Origin of the sequence: Komagataeibacter swingsii, from assembly GCF_003207895.1 — a bacterium.
GTDB classification, from domain to species: Bacteria; Pseudomonadota; Alphaproteobacteria; order Acetobacterales; family Acetobacteraceae; genus Komagataeibacter; species Komagataeibacter swingsii.
Map to the genome: position 1 here is coordinate 82,281 of NZ_NKUB01000007.1, position 23,273 is coordinate 105,553.

24 protein-coding genes and 1 tRNA gene are annotated in these 23,273 nt (G+C 63.0%); 12 read left to right on the top strand and 13 right to left on the bottom strand.

Annotation, left to right across the window (positions count from 1 at the left end; genetic code table 11):
* Window positions 1-94 precede the first annotated feature (94 nt).
* From CFR76_RS07570 to CFR76_RS18385, 3 genes are all read right to left on the bottom strand, one after another.
* Window positions 95-847 (bottom strand): SGNH/GDSL hydrolase family protein, encoded by a 753-nt coding sequence (locus CFR76_RS07570; protein WP_456305903.1) that lies wholly within the window; start codon window positions 845-847, stop codon window positions 95-97.
* 763 nt (window positions 848-1,610) lie between these two features.
* Window positions 1,611-3,113, bottom strand: a complete 1,503-nt coding sequence (locus tag CFR76_RS07575) for a lytic transglycosylase domain-containing protein (RefSeq protein ID WP_244191827.1) — start codon at window positions 3,111-3,113, stop codon at window positions 1,611-1,613.
* A gap of 37 nt (window positions 3,114-3,150) precedes the next feature.
* Window positions 3,151-3,456: a hypothetical protein gene (locus tag CFR76_RS18385; protein ID WP_244191828.1), complete on the bottom strand. Its 306-nt coding sequence runs from the start codon at window positions 3,454-3,456 to the stop codon at window positions 3,151-3,153.
* Between the two features lie 254 nt (window positions 3,457-3,710).
* On the opposite strand from CFR76_RS18385, the gene CFR76_RS17700 reads away from it, so the two are divergent.
* The 4 genes from CFR76_RS17700 (at window position 3,711) to CFR76_RS17980 (ending at window position 6,990) form a co-directional block, all read left to right on the top strand.
* Entirely contained in the window at window positions 3,711-3,914 is a 204-nt protein-coding gene (locus CFR76_RS17700; RefSeq protein ID WP_146222649.1) for a hypothetical protein, read from the top strand.
* A 213-nt stretch (window positions 3,915-4,127) separates the two neighbouring features.
* Window positions 4,128-5,303 carry a GDSL-type esterase/lipase family protein gene (locus CFR76_RS07585; protein ID WP_110556632.1) on the top strand — a complete coding sequence of 392 codons (1,176 nt, stop codon included), beginning with the start codon at window positions 4,128-4,130 and terminating at the stop codon, window positions 5,301-5,303.
* Window positions 5,303-6,718, top strand: a complete 1,416-nt coding sequence (locus CFR76_RS07590) for an MBOAT family O-acyltransferase (protein WP_110556585.1) — start codon at window positions 5,303-5,305, stop codon at window positions 6,716-6,718. Before CFR76_RS07585 ends, CFR76_RS07590 begins: the two co-directional genes overlap by 1 nt.
* Window positions 6,718-6,990: a hypothetical protein gene (locus tag CFR76_RS17980; protein WP_167402077.1), complete on the top strand. Its 273-nt coding sequence runs from the start codon at window positions 6,718-6,720 to the stop codon at window positions 6,988-6,990. The genes CFR76_RS07590 and CFR76_RS17980 overlap by 1 nt, the downstream gene beginning before the upstream one ends.
* A gap of 617 nt (window positions 6,991-7,607) precedes the next feature.
* Here CFR76_RS17980 and CFR76_RS07595 read toward each other — a convergent pair.
* The 4 genes from CFR76_RS07595 to CFR76_RS07610 all read right to left on the bottom strand — a co-directional run bounded on the left by CFR76_RS07595 (window position 7,608) and on the right by CFR76_RS07610 (window position 10,624).
* A tRNA-Ser gene (locus CFR76_RS07595) sits at window positions 7,608-7,698 on the bottom strand.
* Between the two features lie 149 nt (window positions 7,699-7,847).
* The gene (gene lepA, locus CFR76_RS07600; protein WP_025439598.1) at window positions 7,848-9,653 is read right to left on the bottom strand and encodes a translation elongation factor 4; all 1,806 of its coding nucleotides are present in this window, start codon (window positions 9,651-9,653) and stop codon (window positions 7,848-7,850) included.
* Between the two features lie 84 nt (window positions 9,654-9,737).
* Window positions 9,738-10,409 carry a helix-turn-helix transcriptional regulator gene (locus CFR76_RS07605; protein ID WP_110556586.1) on the bottom strand — a complete coding sequence of 224 codons (672 nt, stop codon included), beginning with the start codon at window positions 10,407-10,409 and terminating at the stop codon, window positions 9,738-9,740.
* Complete coding sequence (locus tag CFR76_RS07610; RefSeq protein ID WP_110556587.1) at window positions 10,406-10,624, bottom strand: hypothetical protein; 219 nt, start codon at window positions 10,622-10,624, stop codon at window positions 10,406-10,408. Before CFR76_RS07610 ends, CFR76_RS07605 begins: the two co-directional genes overlap by 4 nt.
* A 310-nt stretch (window positions 10,625-10,934) precedes the next feature.
* On the opposite strand from CFR76_RS07610, the gene CFR76_RS07615 reads away from it, so the two are divergent.
* Window positions 10,935-11,402, top strand: coding sequence for a hypothetical protein (locus CFR76_RS07615; RefSeq protein WP_110556588.1), 468 nt, complete (start codon window positions 10,935-10,937; stop codon window positions 11,400-11,402).
* An 85-nt stretch (window positions 11,403-11,487) separates the two neighbouring features.
* Here CFR76_RS07615 and CFR76_RS07620 read toward each other — a convergent pair whose 3' ends face one another.
* From CFR76_RS07620 to CFR76_RS07645, 6 genes are all read right to left on the bottom strand, one after another.
* Complete coding sequence (locus CFR76_RS07620) at window positions 11,488-12,303, bottom strand: hypothetical protein (protein WP_244191829.1); 816 nt, start codon at window positions 12,301-12,303, stop codon at window positions 11,488-11,490.
* Window positions 12,304-12,342: 39 nt separating this feature from the next.
* Window positions 12,343-14,109 carry a DEAD/DEAH box helicase gene (locus tag CFR76_RS07625; protein WP_110556589.1) on the bottom strand — a complete coding sequence of 589 codons (1,767 nt, stop codon included), beginning with the start codon at window positions 14,107-14,109 and terminating at the stop codon, window positions 12,343-12,345.
* 319 nt (window positions 14,110-14,428) lie between these two features.
* Entirely contained in the window at window positions 14,429-15,415 is a 987-nt protein-coding gene (locus tag CFR76_RS07630) for a zinc-dependent alcohol dehydrogenase family protein (RefSeq protein ID WP_110556590.1), read from the bottom strand.
* A gap of 106 nt (window positions 15,416-15,521) precedes the next feature.
* Window positions 15,522-16,676, bottom strand: coding sequence for a GNAT family N-acetyltransferase (locus CFR76_RS07635; RefSeq protein ID WP_167402078.1), 1,155 nt, complete (start codon window positions 16,674-16,676; stop codon window positions 15,522-15,524).
* Between the two features lie 78 nt (window positions 16,677-16,754).
* A complete protein-coding gene (locus tag CFR76_RS07640) occupies window positions 16,755-17,222 on the bottom strand; it encodes a RidA family protein (RefSeq protein ID WP_110556592.1) in 468 nt (155 codons plus the stop codon).
* Between the two features lie 44 nt (window positions 17,223-17,266).
* Window positions 17,267-18,862: a TSCPD domain-containing protein gene (locus CFR76_RS07645; RefSeq protein ID WP_110556593.1), complete on the bottom strand. Its 1,596-nt coding sequence runs from the start codon at window positions 18,860-18,862 to the stop codon at window positions 17,267-17,269.
* Window positions 18,863-18,948: 86 nt separating this feature from the next.
* Here CFR76_RS07645 and CFR76_RS17985 point away from each other — a divergent pair, with 86 nt between their 5' ends.
* The 7 genes from CFR76_RS17985 to CFR76_RS07675 all read left to right on the top strand — a co-directional run bounded on the left by CFR76_RS17985 (window position 18,949) and on the right by CFR76_RS07675 (window position 23,268).
* Window positions 18,949-19,122, top strand: a complete 174-nt coding sequence (locus CFR76_RS17985) for a hypothetical protein (protein WP_167402079.1) — start codon at window positions 18,949-18,951, stop codon at window positions 19,120-19,122.
* A 58-nt stretch (window positions 19,123-19,180) separates the two neighbouring features.
* Entirely contained in the window at window positions 19,181-19,549 is a 369-nt protein-coding gene (locus CFR76_RS07650; RefSeq protein ID WP_010508845.1) for an NADH-ubiquinone oxidoreductase subunit NDUFA12 family protein, read from the top strand.
* Window positions 19,550-19,608: 59 nt separating this feature from the next.
* Window positions 19,609-20,169 carry an outer membrane lipid asymmetry maintenance protein MlaD gene (gene mlaD, locus CFR76_RS07655; RefSeq protein WP_110556634.1) on the top strand — a complete coding sequence of 187 codons (561 nt, stop codon included), beginning with the start codon at window positions 19,609-19,611 and terminating at the stop codon, window positions 20,167-20,169.
* Window positions 20,166-20,399, top strand: coding sequence for a hypothetical protein (locus CFR76_RS07660; RefSeq protein WP_110556594.1), 234 nt, complete (start codon window positions 20,166-20,168; stop codon window positions 20,397-20,399). Before mlaD ends, CFR76_RS07660 begins: the two co-directional genes overlap by 4 nt.
* Window positions 20,396-21,076, top strand: coding sequence for a DUF2155 domain-containing protein (locus CFR76_RS07665; RefSeq protein WP_110556595.1), 681 nt, complete (start codon window positions 20,396-20,398; stop codon window positions 21,074-21,076). The genes CFR76_RS07660 and CFR76_RS07665 overlap by 4 nt, the downstream gene beginning before the upstream one ends.
* A 96-nt stretch (window positions 21,077-21,172) precedes the next feature.
* Window positions 21,173-21,928, top strand: a complete 756-nt coding sequence (gene otsB, locus CFR76_RS07670; protein WP_110556596.1) for a trehalose-phosphatase — start codon at window positions 21,173-21,175, stop codon at window positions 21,926-21,928.
* On the top strand, window positions 21,916-23,268 hold the full coding sequence (locus CFR76_RS07675) for an alpha,alpha-trehalose-phosphate synthase (UDP-forming) (protein WP_110556597.1): 1,353 nt from the start codon (window positions 21,916-21,918) through the stop codon (window positions 23,266-23,268). The genes otsB and CFR76_RS07675 overlap by 13 nt, the downstream gene beginning before the upstream one ends.
* Window positions 23,269-23,273 lie beyond the last annotated feature (5 nt).

Sequence of the window (23,273 nt, forward strand, 5' to 3'; positions counted from 1 at the left end):
AAATTCCGGACAGTGCGGTTTTGGGGAGAGGCTCTCTCCAGAGATGTCCCTGTCATTCACGGGCTGGCCCAATGGCAGGGTGTTCAGGCGCCCTTCACGAAGGGCCGGGCGAAGCGGGTTGGTTCCCTGCCGTCGCCGGGGGAGCAGGTACAAGAGACGCCGTGGACCTGGCTTTCTGCGCCGCATCGGGCTGGTAGCAGGCGATCAGGGGTTCCAGTATCTTGGCCGCTTTCTGGTAACCACTCGGGGTCAGGTGCACACCGTCATCTGCACGCAGGCGCACTTTTGATCCATCCACACCTTCGCCATATGCGGAGAAATGTCCGTCATCGGAAAAAGCGGTCCATAGCGGCACAAACTGGGCGCCATTCTGGGTGGCCTGATCCTGGAAAATGGTGTTCAGGATTGTCATGTCAGCCGAAAATTCGTCATCACGCACCATGGGATGCCCGACCCAGATAACCGGTATGTGGGCATTCTTGAGCGTCGTCATGATATCGCGCACCCGGGCTGAATAAATTTTGGTAAAATTCGCCAATTGGGCCTGGTCCACGACACCGTGTACCCTGACCGGCGGCCTGTCATTGGCGCCAAACATGACCACGGCGACATCGGCATGTTCGCTTGCCGCCAGTTTGTGGACCTCATCTGGCCAGTTATAAAATGATACGGATATCAGGCCGGTGGAAATTTTACTGTGGTCCAGGACACGCATGTTCCTGTTCGTACGATAAAGCCAGCGCAGGCCACCCGCCAGGCCCTGGGCCTGGGAATCGCCAATCACCAGTATCCGCCCGGTTTCACCCGAAGATGAATGACAGGCCCGTGTCGGGGGCGGGGCGGTCACGGCTGGGGATGAACCGGCATCCGGCGGCGTGGCAGGCGCTGCCTGTGCCGTGGCGGGAGCGGGGGCGGCAGGCGTCTGGGCCTGTGCCGCAGCGGGGGCGCCGGATCGGGATGGCCCGTTTTCAGGAACGGTTGCCGGGGTTTGCGCGTGGGCACCAGTGCAGAGCGCGGAAACCAGAACAGTCGCGCGTATGAAATGGCGAAGCCGACCGTGCAGCACATTGTTTTCTTTTAGCCAGCCGAGGGAAAAAATCATAAACGCCTCAAACGTATTCGCGACAGATTAGTGTGCGGTAATTGAAATTTAACCAGGAAATCCTGAAGGGAGCGGCCTGCGGCTGCAATGCATTTTTTTAGGAAATATTATACCTTACCAGGTATTGATTGCACGGTTCATGCATTGATATGCCATAATACTTATAATTCCCTATATTTTATTAATGATATACCAATAATGAACCAAAATGCAGCTTGGATTCTTCCCTTTACTATGATCCTGTAAATGCGTCAATCTGTCCCGAAACAATTCGTGACGCATCGCCCGCAAATGTGACCATTTTGAAGTAAAGTCCGGTCATGGCAGGTGCGGATGCTGGAACATTGCCAGTGTACGGAAGAACAGCGCATTGGCATGCGGTCGGCATGGAACGCGGGGCGTTGCCGGCATTGTGCATGCGCGCGATTGCCTGCTGCGACGCGCCACGATGGGGACTGCCGCCAGCCATATCGCGCCGGGAATGAAGTATTGTAAGGGGATCAACCCGTTACTGAAGGAATGTTTCCGCTTCCAGCGGCAGGCTGGCCTGCTTGCCTTCGGCCAGCAGGTCAAGGCTTACGGGCCGGCGATTGAGTTTTTCTGAATACATCCAGCTATGGAGCAGTACGGTCTCGATCCAGTTCCGGATCCTGGGGTTGGGAATGGCCTCCAGAAAGGCAAGGGATTCATTTTCGCTGTGTTCGGAGGCATTCCAGTGGGCCACTGCGGTATGGCCGACCGCATAGCTGGCCAGCAGGCGGATAAGATGGTTATTGATCTGCCCATCGCGCGCAAGCGCCATCAGGTAACGCTGCCCGACCTGCAGGTTGATGGAAGGATTGCTTAAATCCTCCTTCCGGCCGCCGACGAAATTCGCGGCTGTACGTGGCATGAGCTGCATAAGCCCCCTTGCGCCACTTCTGGAGACGACCGCGGGGTGGAAACGCGATTCAATGGAGACAATCCCGTATATCAGCGCCGGATCGACCACAAACCCGCCGCGTGGCGTAAAGCGCTGCGGAAGGTCAATGGCGTGACCGGGAACAAGCCTGCTGGTGCCCGCGCGACTGGCCGCCGCATCGGATGTTTCGGCCGCGTCCCCGACCGCGTGCGCGATAAGGCCTATGGACTGGCGCGCATTGGTATTTTCCGCACTGACCCAGTCGGTGCGCAGTTCGGCCTCGGCCAGATCCACACGGCCGACCTGAAGGAGCGCCAGGGCACGGTGGCCTGCCGGCCGCGCGGAAACCGCGCTGACATCAACAACCGTGGGCACGCCCGCATCATACATCCGTGCGCTGTTTTTATTGAGGGCGTAGCGCGCGAGCACCCCATAAAAGCAGTCCTTGCAACGGGCGCTTTGCACCAGCCAGCGCATGGCGTCTTTCATATCGCCAACATGCGCGGTTACGCGGCTTGCCCACCAGGAGGCGGCGCTCCGTAAATCCCTGGCGCCGTTATCGGCATTGGCTGCCAGCGCGAACAGGCGTTCGGCCTGCTGCATCTCCCCCAGCCGCCACGCCGACAGGCCCGCATAGAACGCCACCCTGCCGCTTGCATCCCTGGGGGCGGGCGTGGCCATGGCCTTGCTGAGAACAGCCTGATCCTGCCCCTGTATATAAAGGTTTTGCGCATCCGCCGCGCTGATGCTCCCCCCCGAAGCCCCATTCCAACTGGCAGGCGCTGCGACCGGGTATCGGGTTGATGCATTTGCGGGCAGGTCGGTGCGGGATTCCAGCAACGCCTGCATCATGGGGGCCGAGGGCAGGTCCCGGTAATGCGCCAGCCAGTCTTCCAGCATGGGGGTCGCACAGGCATACGACGCATGGATGCACCGTTCGGCCAGGACCGTGCCGGCCAGGCTGTTATCCTTCAGCTGTTTCAGCAGGTCATCCGCCTGGCCAAAATTGCCGGCGGACTGATCATCAAAGGCTGTGCGGATACGGGCGGCGTCACTGGGGGAAAGCGGGTGGAAAAGGGCCGTCTGCCCGTGCTTCGTGGGGACGGCCATGGCGACTTCGTCCGCCAGCGATGACTGTTCTGAAATATCAGACGCCTGACAAGATACTGTTGCCAAGGAAAAAGTGGCAATAGAAGCGATGGCGGAAAGAGTTGCCATCCAGTGCTTGAAAGGCTGTAAAATATACCGCATGATTGTGGGCAATAACAGATATTTTAAAATGGATAAACACCAGAATTCCGCTCTGGTCATGGGGTTTGTGTTGCGGCTTGATTGCAGTCTGTAACAGCCTGCCTTTTCCCTGATGCATCTTGACCAGATGTCCGTGTGGCGGCCCGGGGCGGGGTGCTGGTGCCGACCGCCGTTTCGCCGGCATGCGGGCGGGTGTCTCCATGTTTCTGATATGCCCACAAAGCGCATCCGGGATGTTTTCCTGTCGGCTGCCATGCCCGCCATGTCGCGCCGTTCCCGTGGCGCCGGGAAATCTCCGGTACCATGCGCCGCGGATCCTGTGGCGCTGTCCTGCCACATGAACGTGCCACCTTGATCAGGGGTTCCCGCATCGCCATCCTCCGTTCGTGAAAGCGCGTGTCCTGCACCTGTCGGCAATGCTCTTTTTCCTTGCGTCGTCATGGAACCGCCACCGTGATGCCAGTTCATGCCGGCATGGATATCCAAAGAAATAATCCATGGCATTTTCATGGTAATCATTCGACATTACTTGAAAAATGTTATCATGATGGCGCATGTGCTGGTCGTGCCCGCACGGGTTTGCTGAAACGGGAAATTCAGTCCGTGCCCGGATGGCATGAACACCAGACCGGGCATGGCCCGGTGCCGGTCAGGTATTGAAAATATCTGGTTACACGGACCGTATCCCATGGTAGACGTTCGCTATTGAGAATTTTTACTGGGATGTCCGTGTCATTCTCTCGCCGTAGCCTGGGCACCAGTCTGCTCCGTAACTGCTCCTTGCCGCTATTTTGTGCAATGCTGTTAATGGGGTGCGCGGCAGCCCGTAACCCGGTTCCGGCCCATGAAAAAATCGGTCGCTATGCGTCTGTCGTGCCTTTTTACAAGGCTCTGGATGCATTGCAGAATGGCAGGGCGACGGAACCTGTTACCATATTGCAGATTGGCGACAGCCATACGGCGAACGATGCGTTCAGCGACCAGATGCGCACCCAGTTGCAAAACGATTTTCAGAATGCCGGCCGGGGGTTTTTACAGCCCGGCGTCCCGTTCCGCTATTACCACCCCGCGCAGGTTACGGTTACGTCAACAGGATGGACGCCCGTCAGTGCGTTCAGCAAGACAGCCGCCGGTCCATGGGGCATCAGTCTGGTCAGGCAGCATGCGGACAGACCCGCCAGCATGACCATTACCGCCGACGAGGCAGGGGGGCTGGGGCGTGGCATGGTGGAATTCCTCAGCCAGCCCGGGGGCGGCCAGCTTGTCGTTCAGGCGGATGATGGCGGGCGTACCGTCGTTTCAACCGCTTCGACCCGGAATTCCGACGCCATGTGGCTTCGCATGCCAACCACCCCCGATACGCGGTCCGTTACCGTTTCCGCCATGGGGGATGGTCCGGTGGATGTGCTGGGCTGGGAAGTCGCAAAAGGCGGCCCGGGACGGCCAGCGCCGGGAATCCTGTATTCCAATCTGGGGATTACAGGCTCCACCATCGATATCCTGAGCCGGGTCGATCCTGAAATATTATCGGAAGAGATCAGGCACCTGAACCCAAGCCTGCTGATTGTCGCCTTTGGCACCAACGAGGGGTTCAATACCTCGACGGCTTTCGATTCATATTCGGCCCGATACGAACAGATCATACAGACGCTGCATGGCGCCGCCCCCATGGCCGGCCTTGTGGTCGTGCTGCCCCCGGATGGTGTTCGCCAGGAACGGCTGCCCCCATCCATCCGGTCGTGCGAACAACTGGCCCCCACAGGCAGGGGATTCGCCACGCCAGCCGCCCTTGACACTGTCCGTCAGGCGCAGACGGATATCGCACGCCGTAACCACTGGATGCAGTGGGACTGGCGCCAGGCCATGGCGGACCCCGCCCGCCCTGATGGGCGCTGCGCCATTCTTGCCTGGGGTGCGCGTAACCCACCAATCGCCGCGAAGGACCATGTCCACCTGCTGAAGCCGGGCTATCAGCAGACTGCGCTGTCATTGTATAATGACCTGATGCATGGCTACACGATATGGTCTTCACTGAAACATAAAAAATAATGCTTTTTCCTACACTTAACTTTGCCTTATTTTTTATTGCCGTTACTGTCATCCTGGCATTGATTGGTGGCCTGTGGGAACTCAAGAAGGTTTTTCTGGTTGCCGCAAGCTATGTTTTTTATGCTTTCTGGAACTGGAAATTCTGTTTCCTTCTCCTGTTCAGCACGGCCGTCAGTTATTCTGTCGGCCGATGGTTGCCTGGAAAAGACCAGCCCCGCCTGCGTAAATGGATGGTTGGCGGCGGGATAGGCATCCAGCTACTGGTTCTGGCATTCTTCAAGTATTACGATTTCTTTGCGACTTCCTTCAACAGGGCGGCGCGTGATATCGGCTGGGGGGAACCTGTTCCGCTCATTGAAATTCTTTTGCCAGTCGCCATTTCATTTTTTACCTTTCATGGCATCAGCTACATTGTTGATGTGTATCATGACAAGGTCACGCGATGCCGTCGCTTTACCGACATGATGCTGTACATGTCCTTTTTTCCACAACTTGTGGCCGGACCGATCGTACGGTCGTCCCAATTCCTGCCGCAACTGGAGCGGCCATCAGGCAATCCGCCCCCCATGGCAAAGGCCCTGTTGATGATTGCGGGTGGGCTTTTTAAAAAGGTTATACTGGCCAGCTATTTGGGAACGCAGCTTGTCGATCCGGTTTTTGCTGATCCCGCAAGCTTTTCCACGCTGGATCTATTATTCGCACTTTACGGGTTCGCCGTGCAGATCTTCTGTGATTTTTCCGGTTATACGGATATCGCCATCGGTCTGGCGGCCTTGCTGGGTTTCACGTTCCCGCAGAACTTCAACCAGCCTTATCGTAGTGCGTCTCTGCGCGATTTCTGGCATCGCTGGCACATGACACTTTCTTTCTGGCTGCGTGACTATCTTTACATAGCGCTTCTGGGTGGAAACCGGCGTGGTTCGCGCCGCACGATTTTCAACCTTATATTGACCATGCTTCTGGGGGGCTTGTGGCATGGGGCCGCCATGAAATTTGTCATATGGGGTGGTTTGCATGGCGTGTGGCTTGCACTGGAGCGCCCTTTTTCCAAGCGTCTGGAAAATACGCGCGGTATTTTCCGCGTGATGTCCGTGCTGCTGATATTCCATTTCGTCTGTTTCACATGGCTGTTTTTCCATGCGGAAGATCTGGAAAGTGTCCGGCTTTACCTGCAGGCCATGACACCCCTGACACCAGGCAGTTTCGCGCAGGTCACCCCTTTTACGCTGGGCCTGATCGCGATTGGCATTGGTTTGCATTTTGTGTCCGGAAACATGCCTGAACGCATCGCCGCGTTTCCTGTTGTGCAGCGCACGCCGGACTGGGTTCTGGCCCTTGTCTTTGGTATCTGTGTATTAATGATTGATGCCGCAGGACCAAGCGGTGTCGCGCCCTTTATATATTTTCAATTCTGATGACCCGTTCCCGTACCCCATCCCCCACGCGTCGCCTGCTGACAATCGTATTGGTCGCGGCGACAAGTGGCATACTGTTCGGTTCCGGCCCCATTCTTGCCTGGACCGAGCAGTTGCCTGCAACAATGCCATACCAGACGGATATTCAATCTGTGGCCGATCGTTGGAATACGCTTGCCGGGCGTTTTAAAATGACCGTGCCGTATAATATGGTCCGCGCTCTAGAACGGCAGACCGAGAGTTATCGCTTTGCCCCGGCACCGGACCAGTGATGTGAAGTCGGCTTCCTGAAATTTTATCTTCGACTATTAATAATGGCTGAATATTTCAAATAATCAACATTTTTGAAGAGACAGTTTGAAAAGTCATATCATGATAGCGCTTTAAAATTAAAAGAAGTTTTTGGTGAAGCTTTTTGCAAAAGCTTCGAAAGAACGCCGCCTTTTTGAGAAAAAAGGCGGCACCCAAAAACTTTTATTGTTTTTTATCAATAATTTGTTTTCAAACAGCCTCTAACCGGCAAGATGTTGCGGGGCATATGCTGATACAGGCCGGGACCGAGAATACCACGCTCCGGAACACACAATATCCCGATGCCCCGACGCAAGGGTATTTCGGGGCAATGATTGCTGCTGGCCTGCCGGTCGAGCAGAAGCGCGCCCCGGCTTCATAATAAGCGTAACCAGCCGGTCATGCCCACCGATGTCCTGATATGCAGGCGGACACCACATGATGCATGGCGGCATATTCTCCCCGCAGGGGCAGCGGACAATATCATGCATGTCATTCATACCCTGCGGCATGTGATGCGGCACATGTCACCGCATCCTACACAACCATAACGCCGGGTAGGGCCAACTGGCTGAATTTCATAAGGGGAATTGAAATATGGCGGAGAGAGTGGGATTCGAACCCACGGTACGCTATTAACGTACACACGCTTTCCAAGCGTGCGCCTTAAGCCGCTCGGCCATCTCTCCAGCCGGTACCGGACTATATGCCATCCTGTATCAGGATGGGTGGGGTCCGATGCGTGCGGAACATATCATCAATTTTCATTGGCGCAAGTGGAAAACGCCATGTCCGCCCGACCTGTCACGATTGTGGGGCGACAGGCCGGGGCGCGGGGTTACTGGTCCATCTTCAGCGCGGCAAGGAAGGCGCTCTGCGGGATTTCGACCTTGCCGAACTGACGCATGCGCTTTTTGCCTTCCTTCTGCTTTTCCAGCAGCTTGCGCTTGCGCGAAATGTCGCCGCCATAGCATTTCGCCGTCACGTCCTTGGACATGGCGCCAATGGTCTCACGCGCGATGATCCGGCTGCCGATCGCGGCCTGCACCGCAATCTTGAACAGCTGGCGGGGGATCAGTTCCTTCAGCTTGGCGCAGATCGAACGCCCGCGCGTTTCGGCCGCCGAGCGGTGGGCGATGAAGGACAGGGCATCCACCGGCTCCTGATTGACCAGGATGGAAATGCGCACGAGGTCGCTCTCCTCATACCCGTCCATCTGGTAATCGAAGCTGGCGTAACCGCGGGTGACCGATTTCAGGCGGTCATAGAAGTCGAATACGACCTCGTTCAGCGGCAGGCGATAGACCGCCATGGCGCGGTTGCCGACATAGGTCAGGTCTTCCTGCACGCCACGCCGTTCGCTGCACAGGGTCAGCACCGCGCCCAGGTATTCGTCGGGCACCATGATGGTGGCCTTGATCCACGGTTCCTCGATCTTCTCGATCAGCGACAGGTCGGGCATGTCGGCGGGGTTGTGCAGTTCCGCCGTCTCGCCATTGGTCAGCTGCATCTTGTAGACGACCGAAGGGGCGGTCGCGATCAGGTCAAGGTCGAATTCGCGGCTGAGGCGTTCCTGGATGATCTCAAGGTGCAGAAGGCCAAGGAACCCGCAGCGGAAGCCGAAGCCAAGGGCGGCGGACGTCTCGGCCTCGTAGTGGAACGATGCGTCATTCAGCCGCAGCTTGGCCAGGCTGTCGCGCAGCTTTTCAAAATCATCGGCCACGATGGGGTACATGCCGCACCACACCACGGGTATGGATGGCTTGAAGCCTGCCAGTGGCTCGCTGGCGGGGCGACGGTCGTCGGTAATGGTGTCGCCCACGTTGGTGTCGGCCACGGTCTTGATCGCGGCGTTGATGTAGCCGATCTCGCCCGGGCCAAGTTCATCCACGTTGGTCATGCGCGGGGCGAATACGCCCACCTGATCCACCTGGTGGACCACGCCGGTGGACATCATGCGGATGCGCATGCCGCGCTTGAGCCGCCCTGCCTTCACGCGCACCAGCGTGATGACGCCCAGATACGGGTCATACCAGCTATCGACCAGCAGCGCCTTGAGCGGGGCCTCGGCATCACCCGTGGGCGGCGGCAGGCGCTTGACCAGCGCCTCCAGCACGGCCTCGATGTTCAGGCCGGTCTTGGCCGAGACCTCGACGGCGTCCTCGGCGTCAATGCCCACCACTTCCTCGATCTGTTCCTTCACGCGCGCGCAGTCGGCGGCGGGCAGATCGACCTTGTTCAGGACCGGCACGATCTCGTGGTTGGCGTCGATGGCCTGGTACACGTTGGCCAGCGTCTGCGCTTCCACCCCCTGCGACGCATCGACCACCAGCAGCGATCCCTCGCACGCGGCAAGCGAGCGGCTGACCTCATACGCGAAGTCCACATGGCCCGGCGTGTCCATAAGGTTCAGGACATACGTCTTGCCATCTTCGGCAGGGTAGGACAGGCGCACGGTCTGCGCCTTGATGGTGATGCCGCGTTCACGTTCCAGGTCCATGTTGTCCAGAACCTGGTTGGTCATTTCCCGCTGTGTCAGCGCGCCGCAGGCCTGGATCAGGCGGTCGGCCAGGGTGGATTTCCCATGGTCGATATGCGCGATGATCGAGAAATTGCGGATCAGGGAGAGGGGCGTGTCGGTCATGGGCGAGACATAGTGTAAATCGGGAGGAAAGTCAGCCGCTACCTGTCACGATAATACGGAAAATATTGCCGCCTGCGTGCAATGTTACATGCAGGCCATTGTGATGCGGTGGATGCGGGTCGCGCCATCAAGGATGATTTCCTCCCCCTCGATCGCGGCCAGCCCCTTTATGCGCACCAGTTCGTGCAGGGGGGCGGTCACCGGCGCGTCGTGCCAGCGTTCGCGCACCACCCCGCAGCATGACGCGCCCTGCGGGGTGTGAAGCAGGACGCGGTCGTTCACACGGATTGCCGCGGTCGGGGAAATGACCAGCGTGCCGCCCTTGCGGAAGATCGGTTCCATGGTGTCGCAATCCACGTGCACGGCATAGGAATGGTGGTCGGCCATGCCGTGGAATTCCCACTTTTCCCATCGTTCGCCCTCCGGCAGCCCGGTTTCATCAAACAGTTCGGGGCGGGCGAGCTGCGAGAACGGGGCGATCCTGAGGTGGGAATGATGGGCCTTGGTCGATACATCGGGGTCATGGTGGCCTGACAGCAGGCGACTGAACCCTTCAAACGAAATGCCCGTGGCCGATAGCGTGCGCGCCAGACTTTCCGTTCCGGGCCAGCGCGGACGGCCCGATGGCGTGATCCGCTTGGAGGGATTGAAGGTCGTGCTGTCCAGTCCCGCCGCCCGTGCAAGGCCGGAAGGGGTCAGTCCCCGTTCCGCGGCCAGCCGGTCGATGGCGCGCCAGATGTCGTCATGGCTGATCATGCGGGTAATTTCAGTATTTCGGCCCGGTGGCGCGCATTGCCCGCCCCGGTCAGGATGAAGCGCTCGTTCCCCTCGCTGCGCGCCAGCCCCATCTGGCTGAGCCGGTTCAGGCAGGGCGCATCAGGCACGTGGGCCGGGCGACCGCCATGGCCGCTCAGTTTCAGGCGGTGCAGGGCTGACCGGCAGCACGTTTCAAGATAAGGTTCATTCCACATGGGACAGGGACCGCCAAGGAACAGGTATTGCGCACCGCCGCCTTTTCACAACGGACCGATACCGGGATTCAGGCATGGGCGTGCGTGCTTGTCCGTGTCACATAGTTGCATTATTGCGGCATGTCCACCACGCGTGGCGGGTTTGCCTGCGCCAGTACGAAGGGTGGCATGTGTTCCATGCGCTGGGCATTGGCGAATTGATTACTATATTCAGGCAGGAAGCTGGTGCACTGTCATATTTCTGACCGAGATATGGTCTATGACCTTTGTAAAGTTCATGTAGAAAAACAATTGATCCAAGGTTCTGGTGATGAAATTCCATAAATATCTTCTTGCCCTGTCCCTGGCCGGGGCAACCATCGGGGGATCCGTGGGGGCCATGGCGTCTGAGTGCGACAATGGCCAGGACACGCCGAAATGGGATCTGCTGGGCCGTGCGGCGCAGGCCGGCAACTGCGCGGATAGCCGCCTGCGGGACCGCCAGCAGAACCTCAGGCAGGATTACGACGATAAGGTGAACAGCCTGCATGACAACACGGTGGGGCGTTGGGACAATGCCCGCGATGCGGAAAAGCAGAAGCTGGAGGATGCGCGCAGCCGCGTTGACGACAAGATCCAGAATGGCCGCGACCGGCTGGATGCGATTCGCAATGCCCCGAAAAACCGTCTGGACAGCCTGCGCAACGCAGGTAGCGCCGAACGCCAGCGCTGGGATGACCTGAAGAGCCAGACCAGTTCCAATCTCAATAATTTTCTGGATGGTGGCAACAACCAGTAAGGGGAGGCCACCGGCACGCATCGTGCCGGTCGGTCGCATCCGGCTGTTTCAGGGTCCGTTCCCGGAAGGGGACGGACTTTTTTTGTCAGGAATGCGTGTCGATGCGCAAGCGGTAGGCGTGTCTCTCCCGCGCCGGGGCGCCGGGACGTGGGGCAACCGAGACAAGGTAGAGGTCATCGCGCGGCACGGTCCATGACCGCGTGACGCCCCCATGGCCCTGATGGGGGTCAATAACCCGTAGTTCCAGCCCGTTACCGGGGGCGTCCAGCCGCGCCGTCACCTGCTCGCCCTGATGCAGGCCGATGCGATATACGCATGTGCCCCCTGCTTCCAGCGTGCCCTGCCAGTCCAGTCGTCCGCCCGGCGGCAGGTCCTGCGGCTGGTTACAGAACGGCGGGGCGGCATCAAGGTTTTCGATCAGGGTCCGCACATCGGCCGGTTTGGCCAGCGGGACCGGCCCGGTTGTGTAAAGCGAGAGCGCGCCGGGGTTGAGAAGCCCGATCGTCATGTTGCGTCCCGCCCGGTCAATCAGCAGCCATGCATTGCGGCTGCCGCCTTCATGCCGCCGGTTGCCGGTGATGAACAGGACGTCGCCCGCGGCTTCCAGCGGGCCTGCCACTTCCATGTTCTGGATGAAGCTGTCGTACTGCGCCCCCAGTTTCCGTTTCACGATGGTGGCCAGCGGCCCTTGCCCGAACAGGTCGGTCTCCGGTGCGTAATGCCCGGTGGCGGCCGCCAGTTCGCGGCCCAGCGCGGTATCGGGTGCAGCCCTGGCCGGGGCTGCGGCCAGCAGCGCCAGAAGGCTGAACAGGCAGGGGACGGGATGGCGGAGGTTGAACAACGGCAGGCCCATTCCGGTCACATGGTCATGAAAACAGACATGCCCGGCTGAACCGGGCATGAAGGAAACATGGCATATTTGATCGGGTTGCGTCCACGCTTACGAACGCGGACGCTTGCGTGAGGACGCGGCCCCGCGCGGCGGCCCGCCAAACCCGCCACCGGGGCGGCCACCACCGGGCTTGCGCCCGAACGGACGCCCGCCACGCGGCGGCGGGCCACCACGGCGTGCGCCGCCACCAGCAGGTGCGCTGGCGGGTGTGATCTGCACTTCGTCATTCTCGATCGCGGCAATGCACGAACGGAATTTCTCGGTCGAATCCGGGGTGATCTCGAACAGGGTCTGGTTATCGTTGATGCGGATCGCACCGATATCCGCCTTGCGCACGCCGCCCAGGCGGCAGATCAGCGGGATCAGCCATTTGGGGTCGGCCTTTTCCTGCCGGCCCACATTCATGGCGAACCAGGCGCCCGGTTCGGCGCTGGCATAGCTGTCGCGGGTGGGGCGGGGGCCGTCACGCTCGCTACGCTCACGCACGGGGCGCGGGGCGTCGGGCGTAATGTGGCGCACGTTTTCCGGCGCGGGCAGGCGGGCGCGATACATCTGCAAAAGGGCTGCGGCAAGCTGTTCACTGGTGCGGCCTTCAACCAGTTGGCCAACCAGTTCCCTGTCCGCTTCCGCCACGTCCTCGTTCAGGACGGGATCGGCCAGCAGGCGCCTGGCGTCATTGGCGCGGATATCGGCCGCCGTCGGCACGCCGGACCATGTGGCCGTGATCTTGGCACCCTGCATCAGGCGCTCGGCGCGGCGGCGCTGCGACATGGGCACCATCAGCACGCACACGCCCTTGCGTCCCGCGCGGCCCGTGCGGCCCGAACGGTGCAGCAGGGTGGCCGGATCGGTCGGCAGGGTGGCGTGGATCACCAGCGCCAGGGCGGGGATGTCGATGCCACGGGCGGCCACGTCGGTTGCGACGCACACATTGGCCTGGCCCTTGCGCAGGCTGTCGATGGCGCGCGTGCGCTCGTTCTGGCCCAGCTCACCCGACAGCGCGACGGAGGAGAAGCCGCGCTCGACCAGTGCCGCCTGCATGTGGCGCACCATCTCGCGCGTGGCGCAGAACACCATGGTGGTCTGGCTGTCGGTATAGCGCAGCACGTTGACCACGGCGGGGATCAGTTCACGCGCATCGGCCACGACGGCGCGGTATTCGATATCGGCGTGCTGCTTGGCGCCCGACAGGGTGTCGATGCGCACGGCGTCGTTCTGGTAACGGCGCGCAAGGGATGCGATTTCCTTGGCGATGGTGGCCGAGAACAGCAGCGTGCGCCGCGTCTTGGGCATGGCGTCAAGCAGTTGCTCAAGCTCGTCACGGAAGCCGAGGTCAAGCATCTCGTCCGCTTCATCCAGCACGACCACGCGCAACTGGGACATGTCCAGGCGCCCGCGCGACAGGTGATCGCATAGCCGGCCGGGCGTGCCGACCACGATATGCGCGCCCATCTGCAGCGCACGCGCTTCACGCCGCGCGTCCATGCCGCCAATGCACGATACGATCCGCCCGCCCGCAGGCGCGTACAGCCATGTCAGTTCGCGCGTGACCTGCATGGCCAGTTCGCGCGTCGGCGCGATGATGACGGCCAGTGGCGGACCCGCCGGGCCAAAATGTTCGGCCCCACCCAGCAGGGTATCGGCCATGGCCAGCCCGAAGGCGACGGTCTTGCCCGACCCGGTCTGGGCGGAAACAAGCAGGTCGCGCCCTTCGGCGGCGACATCCAGCACGGCTGTCTGGACGGGGGTGGGGTTGTCGTACCCACGCTCGTCCAGCGCGCGTTGCAGGGCGGGGTGGGTTTCGGGAAACGGCATGTATCGGGCAATCCGGACAAAAACATGAAGAACATGGGCGACGCAGGAAGGAAACTGGCCGCCGGCCCGTGTTCATGCGTCAGGGAGAAGGCCGGTGCATAAAGAATGATTGCCCCAAAAGCCAGAATTAATAATGGCCGGGGTGTTTTTGCAGCGGTCGTGGACACCCTTCCGGTGGGGATCGGGCGACATTGACCACCTGCATGCGGACCGCGCCTTCCGGGCGGTTGCCCCGGGGCGGGCCGGGACATGCGGGTGACCATGGCGCCGGTAGCATACACGCCCCGTGGCTGTCATCCCCGCCCCTGGCCACGTATGGTCAGGGCACCAGGACCGCGGCCCCTTCAAAGCGGCCATGGCGCAGGTCATCCAGCGCCCTGTTCGCCTCTTTCAGCGGGTACGGGGTGGTCGTGGTGCGTATGCCCACGCGCGGCACCAGTTCAAGGAAGTCGATGCCGTCCTGCCTTGTCAGGTTCGCGACCGAGACGATCTGGCGTTCCTCCCACAGCAGGTCATAGGAAAAGGCGGGGATCTCGCTCATGTGGATGCCCGCGCAGACCACGCGCCCGGCCTTGTGCACGGCCTTCAGCGCGGCGGGCACCAGCGCGCCCACGGGGGCGAAGATAATGGTGGCGTCGAGCTGTTCGGGCGGCAGCTCATCGGACCCGCCCGCCCACACACAGCCCAGCGAGCGGGCGAATTCCTGCGTTTTCGTGTCGCCCGGCCGGGTAAAGGCATAGACCGAGCGCCCCTGCCACACCGCCACCTGGGCTATGATGTGGGCCGCCGCCCCGAAACCGTACAGCCCGATGCTGCGCGCGTCCTTGCCCGCCATGACCAGTGACCGCCAGCCGATCAGCCCCGCGCACAGCAGCGGGGCCGTCGCCACGTCATCATCCCCATCGGGCAGGGGGAACGTGAAATGCGCATCCGCCACCGCCATGGTGGCATAGCCGCCATCGCGCGTGTAGCCGGTGAACAGCGGGTGGTCGCACAGGTTTTCATGGTCGGTTTCGCAGTAATGGCAGCAGCCGCAGGTATGGCCCAGCCACGGGATGCCCACGCGCTGGCCCATGTGCAGCCCTTCCACATTCGGGCCGATGGCGTCGATCCGGCCTACGATTTCGTGCCCCGGCGTCAGCGGGTGGCCGGGAAAGGGCAGGTCGGCATCCACCACATGCAGGTCGGTGCGGCAGACGCCACATGCGCCCACCTTTACCCGGATCTGCCCCGGTCCCGGCACGGGGTCGGGCAGTTCGGTCCATTGCAGGGGGGTATGGGGGGCAAGCAGTCGCATTGCGTACATGGGGTCCGCTCCTTGGCTGTCAGGCTGCGGCCTGCGGGCCGCCAGTCATCATGCTATGCTATCATGTCCGGGCGTCCGGGCGGCATGACATGCATCATCATGCTGATCACGACCCGGCGCGGTAGGGCGTCATGGCGTCCAGCGCGGGCAGTTCGGCCATGATGGCGGCGCGTTCGTGATGCAGGAATTCCGCCACCGCCTCGCGCAGGCCGGGATGGCTGATCCAGTGGGCGGAATGGGTCAGGCAGGGGCGATAGCCGCGCTGGAGCTTGTGTTCGCCCTGTGCGCCCGCCTCCACCCGTTTCAGCCCGTGGGCGATGGCGAAGTCGATGGCGCGGTAATAGCACAGCTCGAAATGCAGGAAGGGCCAGTCCCCCTCCAGCCGTCCCCAGTTGCGGCCATACAGCGTATCGCGGCCCATGAGGTTGAGCGCCCCCGCCACCGGCACCCCGTCGCGTTTGGCAACCATCAGCACCACCCGCTCCCCCAGCCGTTGCGACAGCAGCGGGAAAAAACCGGGCTGCAGGTAGGCGCTGCCCCATTTGCGGTCCACGGTGGACAGGTAGAACTGATAGAAATCATGCCACAGCGCGTCGGTGATCTCGCTGCCGCGACAGGTATGGAAGGTCAGGCCACAGGCATTGGCGTCGCGCCGTTCGCGGCGAATGGCCTTGCGCTTGCGCGACGCCAGGGTGTCCAGGAAATCATCGAAGCTGGTATAGGCGCAGTTGTCCCAGTGGTACTGCACCCCAAGGCGCTGCAGCCAGCCGGTCTGTCCCAGCAGGTCATATTCATGCTGCGTGCAGAACGTGACATGGACCGATGACAGGTTCAGCTCCCCACAGGCCTGCCGCAGCGCCCGGCCAGCAAGCTGGCGCAGCACGTCGGCGTCCGGCGCGTCCCGGCGCACCAGCAGGCGCGGCCCCGGAACGGGGGAGAACGGGACGGCCACCTGCAATTTGGGGTAATACTGCCCGCCCGCCTGCATGAAGGCCCGCGCCCATTGCTGGTCGAACACGTATTCGCCATGGGAATGGCCCTTGGCATACAGGGGAGCCGCCGCCAGCAGGCGGCCGGTGTCATCACGCAGGGCCAGGTGCTGGGGCATCCAGCCGGTCTGCGGGCCGGTGGACCCGCTATCCTCCAGCGCGGACAGGAAGGCATGGCTGACAAACGGGTTGTCATCGCCCGCGCAGTCATCCCATTCATGTGCCGGGATTTCGGCAATCCTGCGGTGCAGGACCATGGTGGTGCCGGTCATGACGGGCGCGCCAGTGGAAAAACCGCGTGGGGCGTTGGGGTCATGACAGGCTCCCTTATTATGTGGTGGGGCTTTGCCTCAGCCTATTTCGAACAGGCCTTCCACTTCAACAGCCGAATCGAGTGGCAGCGACGGCACGCCCACGGTGGAGCGCGCATGGCGGCCCGCGTCACCAAACACCGCCACCGCCAGGTCGGATGCGCCATTCATGACGGCGGCATGCTGCGTGAAGTCGGGCGTGCAGGCAATGAACCCGCCTAGGCGGACAACGCGCTTCACGCGCGACAGGTCGCCAATCGCGGCCTTAACCTGCGCGATGACGTTGACCATGCTGTAGCGCGCGGCCTCGACCGCCAGTTCGACGGCAACGCTGTCGCCCAGCTTGCCCGTGGTCAGCAGCTTGCCATCGACCAGCGGCAACTGTCCCGACACCACCAGCGTGGAACCGCTGATGACGGCCGCGACGTAGTTCGCCACCGGCGCGGCCGGGGTGGGCAGGACAATGCCAAGCTGCTTCAGGCGCTGTTCGGGGGTGGTGTCGGGCATTGGGTCATCCTCTGTCATCAGGGGCGGGAGGCGGGGCCGTCGCGTTATCCGACCAGCCGCAGCCTGCGCCGCCGTGGGGGTGTGTCATCGCCATCGTCATTGCCGGATTCGGGCAGGTCCAGCGGCAGCATGGGGGCGGGGCTGTCCGCCGTCATGTCCTCATGCGGGGCGTCGGGCAGCCTGCGGCCCAGATAGGCATCTGACAGCGCGCGGAAGGCGTAGTCCAGCATGGATGTCGCGTATGATGCAACCGGGTCGCCTTCCACCGTTCCGGCGGGGCCGAAATGGGTGTAGGCGAACGCCTCGACATAGCTTTCCAGCGGCGCGCCGTATTGCAGGCCGATGCTGACGGCCTGCCCCAGCGTGTCCATCAACCCGCGCACCATCGGGCTTTCGCGCGTGGGTGTAAGGCTGATTTCACCCAGTGACCCGTCGGCATATTCACCCGTGCGCAGGAACAGGCGGTGGCCGCCCACGCTGGCCTTCTGGGTAAAGCCGCCATGGCGCGCGGGCAGGGGGCGGCGCGCGCCACGTTCCAGCCCCGCGCGGGTGGCCAGCGTGTCGCGCGTGGCGTCGGGGCGGGCGGGCACGCGGTCCACGAAGCCGCTCAGCGCGCGATGCATGGCCTGATGCGACGCGGCGCCGGGCAGCGGCAGCACGGTATCCCCCGCCAGTGTCGCGGCAAAGGCCGCCTCCAGCGTCAGTCCCCGGCTGGCAAGGCGCGCCAGCGTGCTGGTGGCCAGCCGCCCGTCGGCGCGCAGCGGGGAAAAGACCGGGGCCAGCCCGCATGATTCCACCCCCAGCAGCGCATCGATCGGGCCGGGCGTGGAAAAGCCGGTCTCGACACGGGCGGCGGGGCAGTCGGTCCCGACGGCGGCTTCCTGCCACACCGCGCGCGCGATCTGGCTGACGCCGGGCAGGATGCTGCGCACGGGCGGCAGGGGCATGGCGTCCGCCCCCTCGCCGGAATGGGCGACAAGGGTGGCGAGGGCCACGATGCTGCAGGCCGCGTCGCGCCCGGCCTCGCTGTCGTAATCCAGCCCCAGCCCGGCAAGGCAGGCGTCAAGGTTGGTCAGCAGGATGGCGCCAGCCGTGGGCGGGCGTTCATGCGGGTCCATGCTGGTGGGGGCGGGAACGGCGCGCAGGTGCGGCGTGGTGCGCCCCACCGGGTCGGGCAGCGGCAGTTCGCCATTGCGCATGGGCATCTTCTGCCGTGACACCGCGCGCAGCACGTGGGCCAGCAGGCGCAGGGCGGCGACAAAATCGGTGGCCATGAAGCCGTTATCGGCCTCGACAAAGGCGGCAAGGTTGACCACGAAGGCGGGCCTGCGGTCATGGTGGCCATGCCACAGGCTTTCCACCGGGGCCGCCTGCCGCATCAGCAGCAGGCACGACAGCGTGCGCGCGATGGGGCGGACCGTGGGGCCGGCCACCTCGCCGGTACACAGGTCGTCTATCCATCGCGCCGCCTCGACCGGCAGGCTGGCGGGACCATGGCCGGGGGCCAGCTGGGCCAGGGCCTCGGCTGCCGTGTCATCCCAGTCGGCGGGCAGGGTAACGGAACGTGGCGCGTCGTCGGGGTCCGCTGCGGCCTCTACGGTCCGCATGCGCACGCCGTTCCAGTGGCTTCGTGCTGTCATGCCTTCCGTTTTACCGGCACGGGCACGGCATGCGGAACCCGTCCGGACCGGAGTCGCAACTATACATTCCACTGGATACCGTGGATATGGGGGATAAGTACGCACGGGCCGGAACATGGCGCGGATCGTGCCGCGCGGGCGGCGGGTGGGCGCGGTCGAGTCCCGCCGGAAGTGCGGTGTGTCCCGGCCCGCAGGCGGGTACGCATGCGGGCGGCGCGTGCTGTCGCCATGCCATCCGCCCCCTGATCCCGCAGATGTGACGGCCGGTCGCGCATATGCGCGTGGACCGTGCGCGTGCGGGCGGACTAGGCTTTGGCCATGGCAAATCTAGGCACCCGTATCTATACGCATTTCAGGGGGCGGCTGGTCGGCAGGGACGCCGATGGCCGGCCCTATTATGAGGCCCGGACCCCCAACCGCACCGGCGGCGGGGAAAAGCGGCATGAACGCTGGGTCATCTACCACAAGGGCGAGGACGCATCCGCCGTCCCGCCCGAATGGTGGGGCTGGCTGCACCATATGGAAGACGCGCCCCTGCCCGAAAGCGCGCGCCAGCCGTGGCAGCAGCCGTGGCAGCCCAACCAGACCGGGACCGTGGCCGCGTACCATCCCCCCGGCAGCGACCTGCGCGGCGGGCAGCGGGCTTCAACTACCAGCGATTATGAGGCATGGTACCCCGAGGGATGAAACCGGAGGCGTAACCTGCTAGGGTGCGCGCCACTGGATATTGGGGAAGCTTTGCCACCATGGTTGCTGCTGTTTCAGGCCGGCCGGTCCGCCAGCCTGCGGAACTCCTTGCCGGGTTTGCCGTGCTGGCCGTGCTGGCGGGGTTGCTGGCCTATGCCGTGCTGGACAAGGGGCGCCCGCATGAAACCGGGTATCGGCTGAACGCGGGCTTCGCCCATATCGATGGCCTGTCCGTGGGGTCGGATGTCAGGCTGGCCGGGATCACGGTCGGGCAGGTGGTCGATGAACATGTCGATCCGAAAACCTTCGCCGCCCAGGTCACCTTTACCGTGCGGCCCGATATCAGGCTGCCCGATGATACGGCGGCGATCATCACCAGCGACAGCCTGCTGGGGGGCAAGTACATCGCCCTTTCGCCGGGTGGGGATGACAGGATGCTGGCCCCCGGCGGCACGATCGGCCAGACGCAGGGCGCAATCAGCCTGGAACAGTTGCTGAGCAAGTTCATCTTCTCCGTCACCGATACGCTGACCAAGGCCCGGCAGGACAAGGCCCAGGCGTCCCAGCCCGCGCAGGCCCCCCCGTCCACGCAGGTGCCCGCAGGTGGAGAGACGCCATGAACCATGACGTGGGGGACGAGGGTGCGGGCATGCCGAAGGTCTGGCCACAACCTGATGGCACACCGGTGTCATGTCGTGATAAATTACTGATATTGCAGGAAAATTATACTGAATTGCAGGGTGTTCTCCGTGATGCGTTCGAGGATGCGATCCTGATGGGCGTGGATGAGGCGGCGATGCGCCGGATCCTGCTGGACCTTGTGAACACCCTGCGGAGTCCCAAGGCATGAGGCGCCTGCTGCGCTGCCTGCCTGCCGCCCTGCCCGCCGCCCTGCTTGCCGGCCTGCCCGCCTGCGCCCATGCGGCTGAATGGCTGGCCCCGCCCGCCATGTATCCCCCCGATACGTGGCAGGGGCGCAGCATCGCCACCGTGCGGGTGCTGGACAAGCTGGATGCCCACATCCAGATGCTCGACATCCCCACGGGGCAGGATATGACGTACAAAAGCCTGACGCTGCACGCCACGTCATGCCTGCAGCGCCCGCCCACCCTGCCTGCGGATAGCGCCGCCTGGCTGGAAGTGCATGACGCGCATGAAGGCATGATCCCCTTTCAGGGCTGGATGGCCATAGCCGAACCCGCGACCGGCGTGTTCCAGAACCCGCTATATGACGTACAGCTTGCAGGCTGCGGCGGCGATGCGGTGGCCCCGGTTCCCCCGCCGCTGGCGGTGGCCGCCGTCCCGCAGCCCGGTGCGGATGGCAGCCCGGTCCCGGTGGACGGGTCCACCCCGTCCCCCACGCCGGGGCCGGGGCCGGGGGCCACGGACGCGCCGCAGCCCCTGTCGCCCACGCAGGCCCCTGTGGCGCCCTCCCCTGCGGCGCGCCCCCCGGTTTCGCCGCCGCTGCCGGCCCCGCCGCCTGCCGATCCTGCGGATGAGGGGGCAGCCCCGCTAATGCTGCATTAGATAATAGTTTAAATTGTATCGTATCAATGCTGTCGGCCTGTCCGGTGTGGTTCCGGGCTTGCGTATTCCCCAGCTTTGCCGGAGGCTAGACCCATCATGAGCAAGATACCTTCCCTTCCTTCGCTCGATCGGCTGCCCCCGCCTGCCCGCGCGGCATTCCTGCTGGATTTTGATGGGACACTGGTTGATATCGCGCCCACGCCTGAATCCGTTGTGGTGGTGCCCGGCCTGCTCGATACGCTCAGGCGCCTGCGTGACAGATGTGGGAATGCGCTGGCCGTGATTTCGGGCCGGCCCATTGACCAGATCGACCATTTCCTGGGGGATGTGCCCTACGCCGTGGCGGGTGAACATGGCATCGCCATCCGGCACGCGCCGGGCCAGGCCATTGAGCGCGCGCCCCTGCCGCCCGTGCCCGCCGCATGGATTGAACAGGCCGACCAGCTGGCCCGCGCCCATCCCGGTGTGCGGATCGAACGCAAGAAGGCGGGGCTGGTGCTGCATTACCGTGGCGCGCCCGGCGCGGGCGATGCATTGGGCAAGGTGGCTGATGGCTGGGTCGCCGCGACAGGGGGCGCGTTTCACGTCCAGGCCGCCAAGATGGCATGGGAAATCCGCCCCGCCGGCATAGACAAGGGCCATGCGGTGGAAGCGCTTATGCAGGCCGCGCCCTTTGCCGGGCGGTCCCCCATCTTTGTCGGCGATGACGTAACGGATGAAGATGGCATCCGCATGGCGGTGCGTCTGGGCGGTGTCGGGTTCCGCATCCCTGATGATTTCCCCGATCCCGCGGCCTTTCGTGGCTGGCTTGCGCAACTGGCACAGGGGGGCGGGGACACATGGGGCGGCTGATCATTGTTTCCAACCGTGTCCCGTCCCCGCGTGAACGCAGCCAGCCCGCCGGCGGCCTTGCCGTCGGCCTGAAAGACGCGCTGCGCGAAGGGGAATCGCTGTGGTTCGGCTGGTCCGGCAAGCAGGTGCAGCTGCATGGCGGCGATCCCGTGCCACGGCTGGACAAGGTTGGCAATGTAACCTACGCCACCATCGACCTGACGCCGCTGCAATATGAGGGGTTTTACCAGAATTTCTCCAACGGGATCCTGTGGCCGCTGTTCCACTACCGTGTGGGGCTTATGAACTATTCGCGCACGGACTGGGAGACGTACCTCGCGGTCAACGCCATGTTCGCGCGCACGCTGCTGCCGCTGCTGCGGCCCGATGACGTGATATGGGTGCATGATTACCACCTGTTCCCGCTGGGTCAGGCGCTGCGGGACCTGGGGGTGAAGTGCCGGATCGGCTTCTTCCTGCATATTCCCTTTCCACCATGGAGCCTCGTGCGCTCGCTGCCCGGCGCGGAACTGCTGCTGGAAGACATGCAGAGCTACGATCTGGTGGGCGTGCAGACCCCCGAGGATGCCGAGAACCTGAACCACTCGCTGGAGGTCAATGGCCTGCCACCGCGCGGGCAGGCGTTCCCCATTGGCATCGACCCCGATGAATTCCGCGCGCAGGCGGAAAAAAGCATGCAGGGGCCGGAGGTCGAGCGGCTGGACGCCAGCCTGCGTGGCGCGAAACTGGTCCTGGGCGTGGACCGGCTGGATTATTCCAAGGGCCTGCCCGAACGCTTTCGTGGGTACGAGGCGCTTCTGGCCCGCTACCCCGAACATCGGGGCAAGGTGACCTTCCTGCAGGTCGCCCCGATTTCACGTGACAGCGTGGAGGAGTACCGCCAGCTGCGTCGCCAGCTGGATGAGCTGACCGGGCGGATCAACGGCGCGTATTCGGAATTCGACTGGACACCCATCCGCTACATCACCCGCCCCCTCCCACGTGAGGTGCTGGCCGGGTTCTACCGCCGGGCGGAAGCCGCCCTGATCACGCCCCTGCGTGACGGCATGAACCTTGTGGCCAAGGAATATGTCGCGGCACAGGACCCGGCCGACCCGGGCGTGCTGATCCTGTCGCATTTCGCGGGGGCCGCGCCAAGAATGGATGAAGGGATACTGGTCAATCCGTATGACCCTGATGAAATCGCCGATGCCCTGCATGAGGCATTGACGATGGGCCTTGCGGAACGGCGCACGCGCTGGCAGGCCCTGGAACGCGAAGTCAGCAGCACGACCGCCGTCAGCTGGGCGGCTGATTTCATGCGCGCGCTGCAGGCCGCGCCCGTCGTCGACCGATCGTAGCCAGC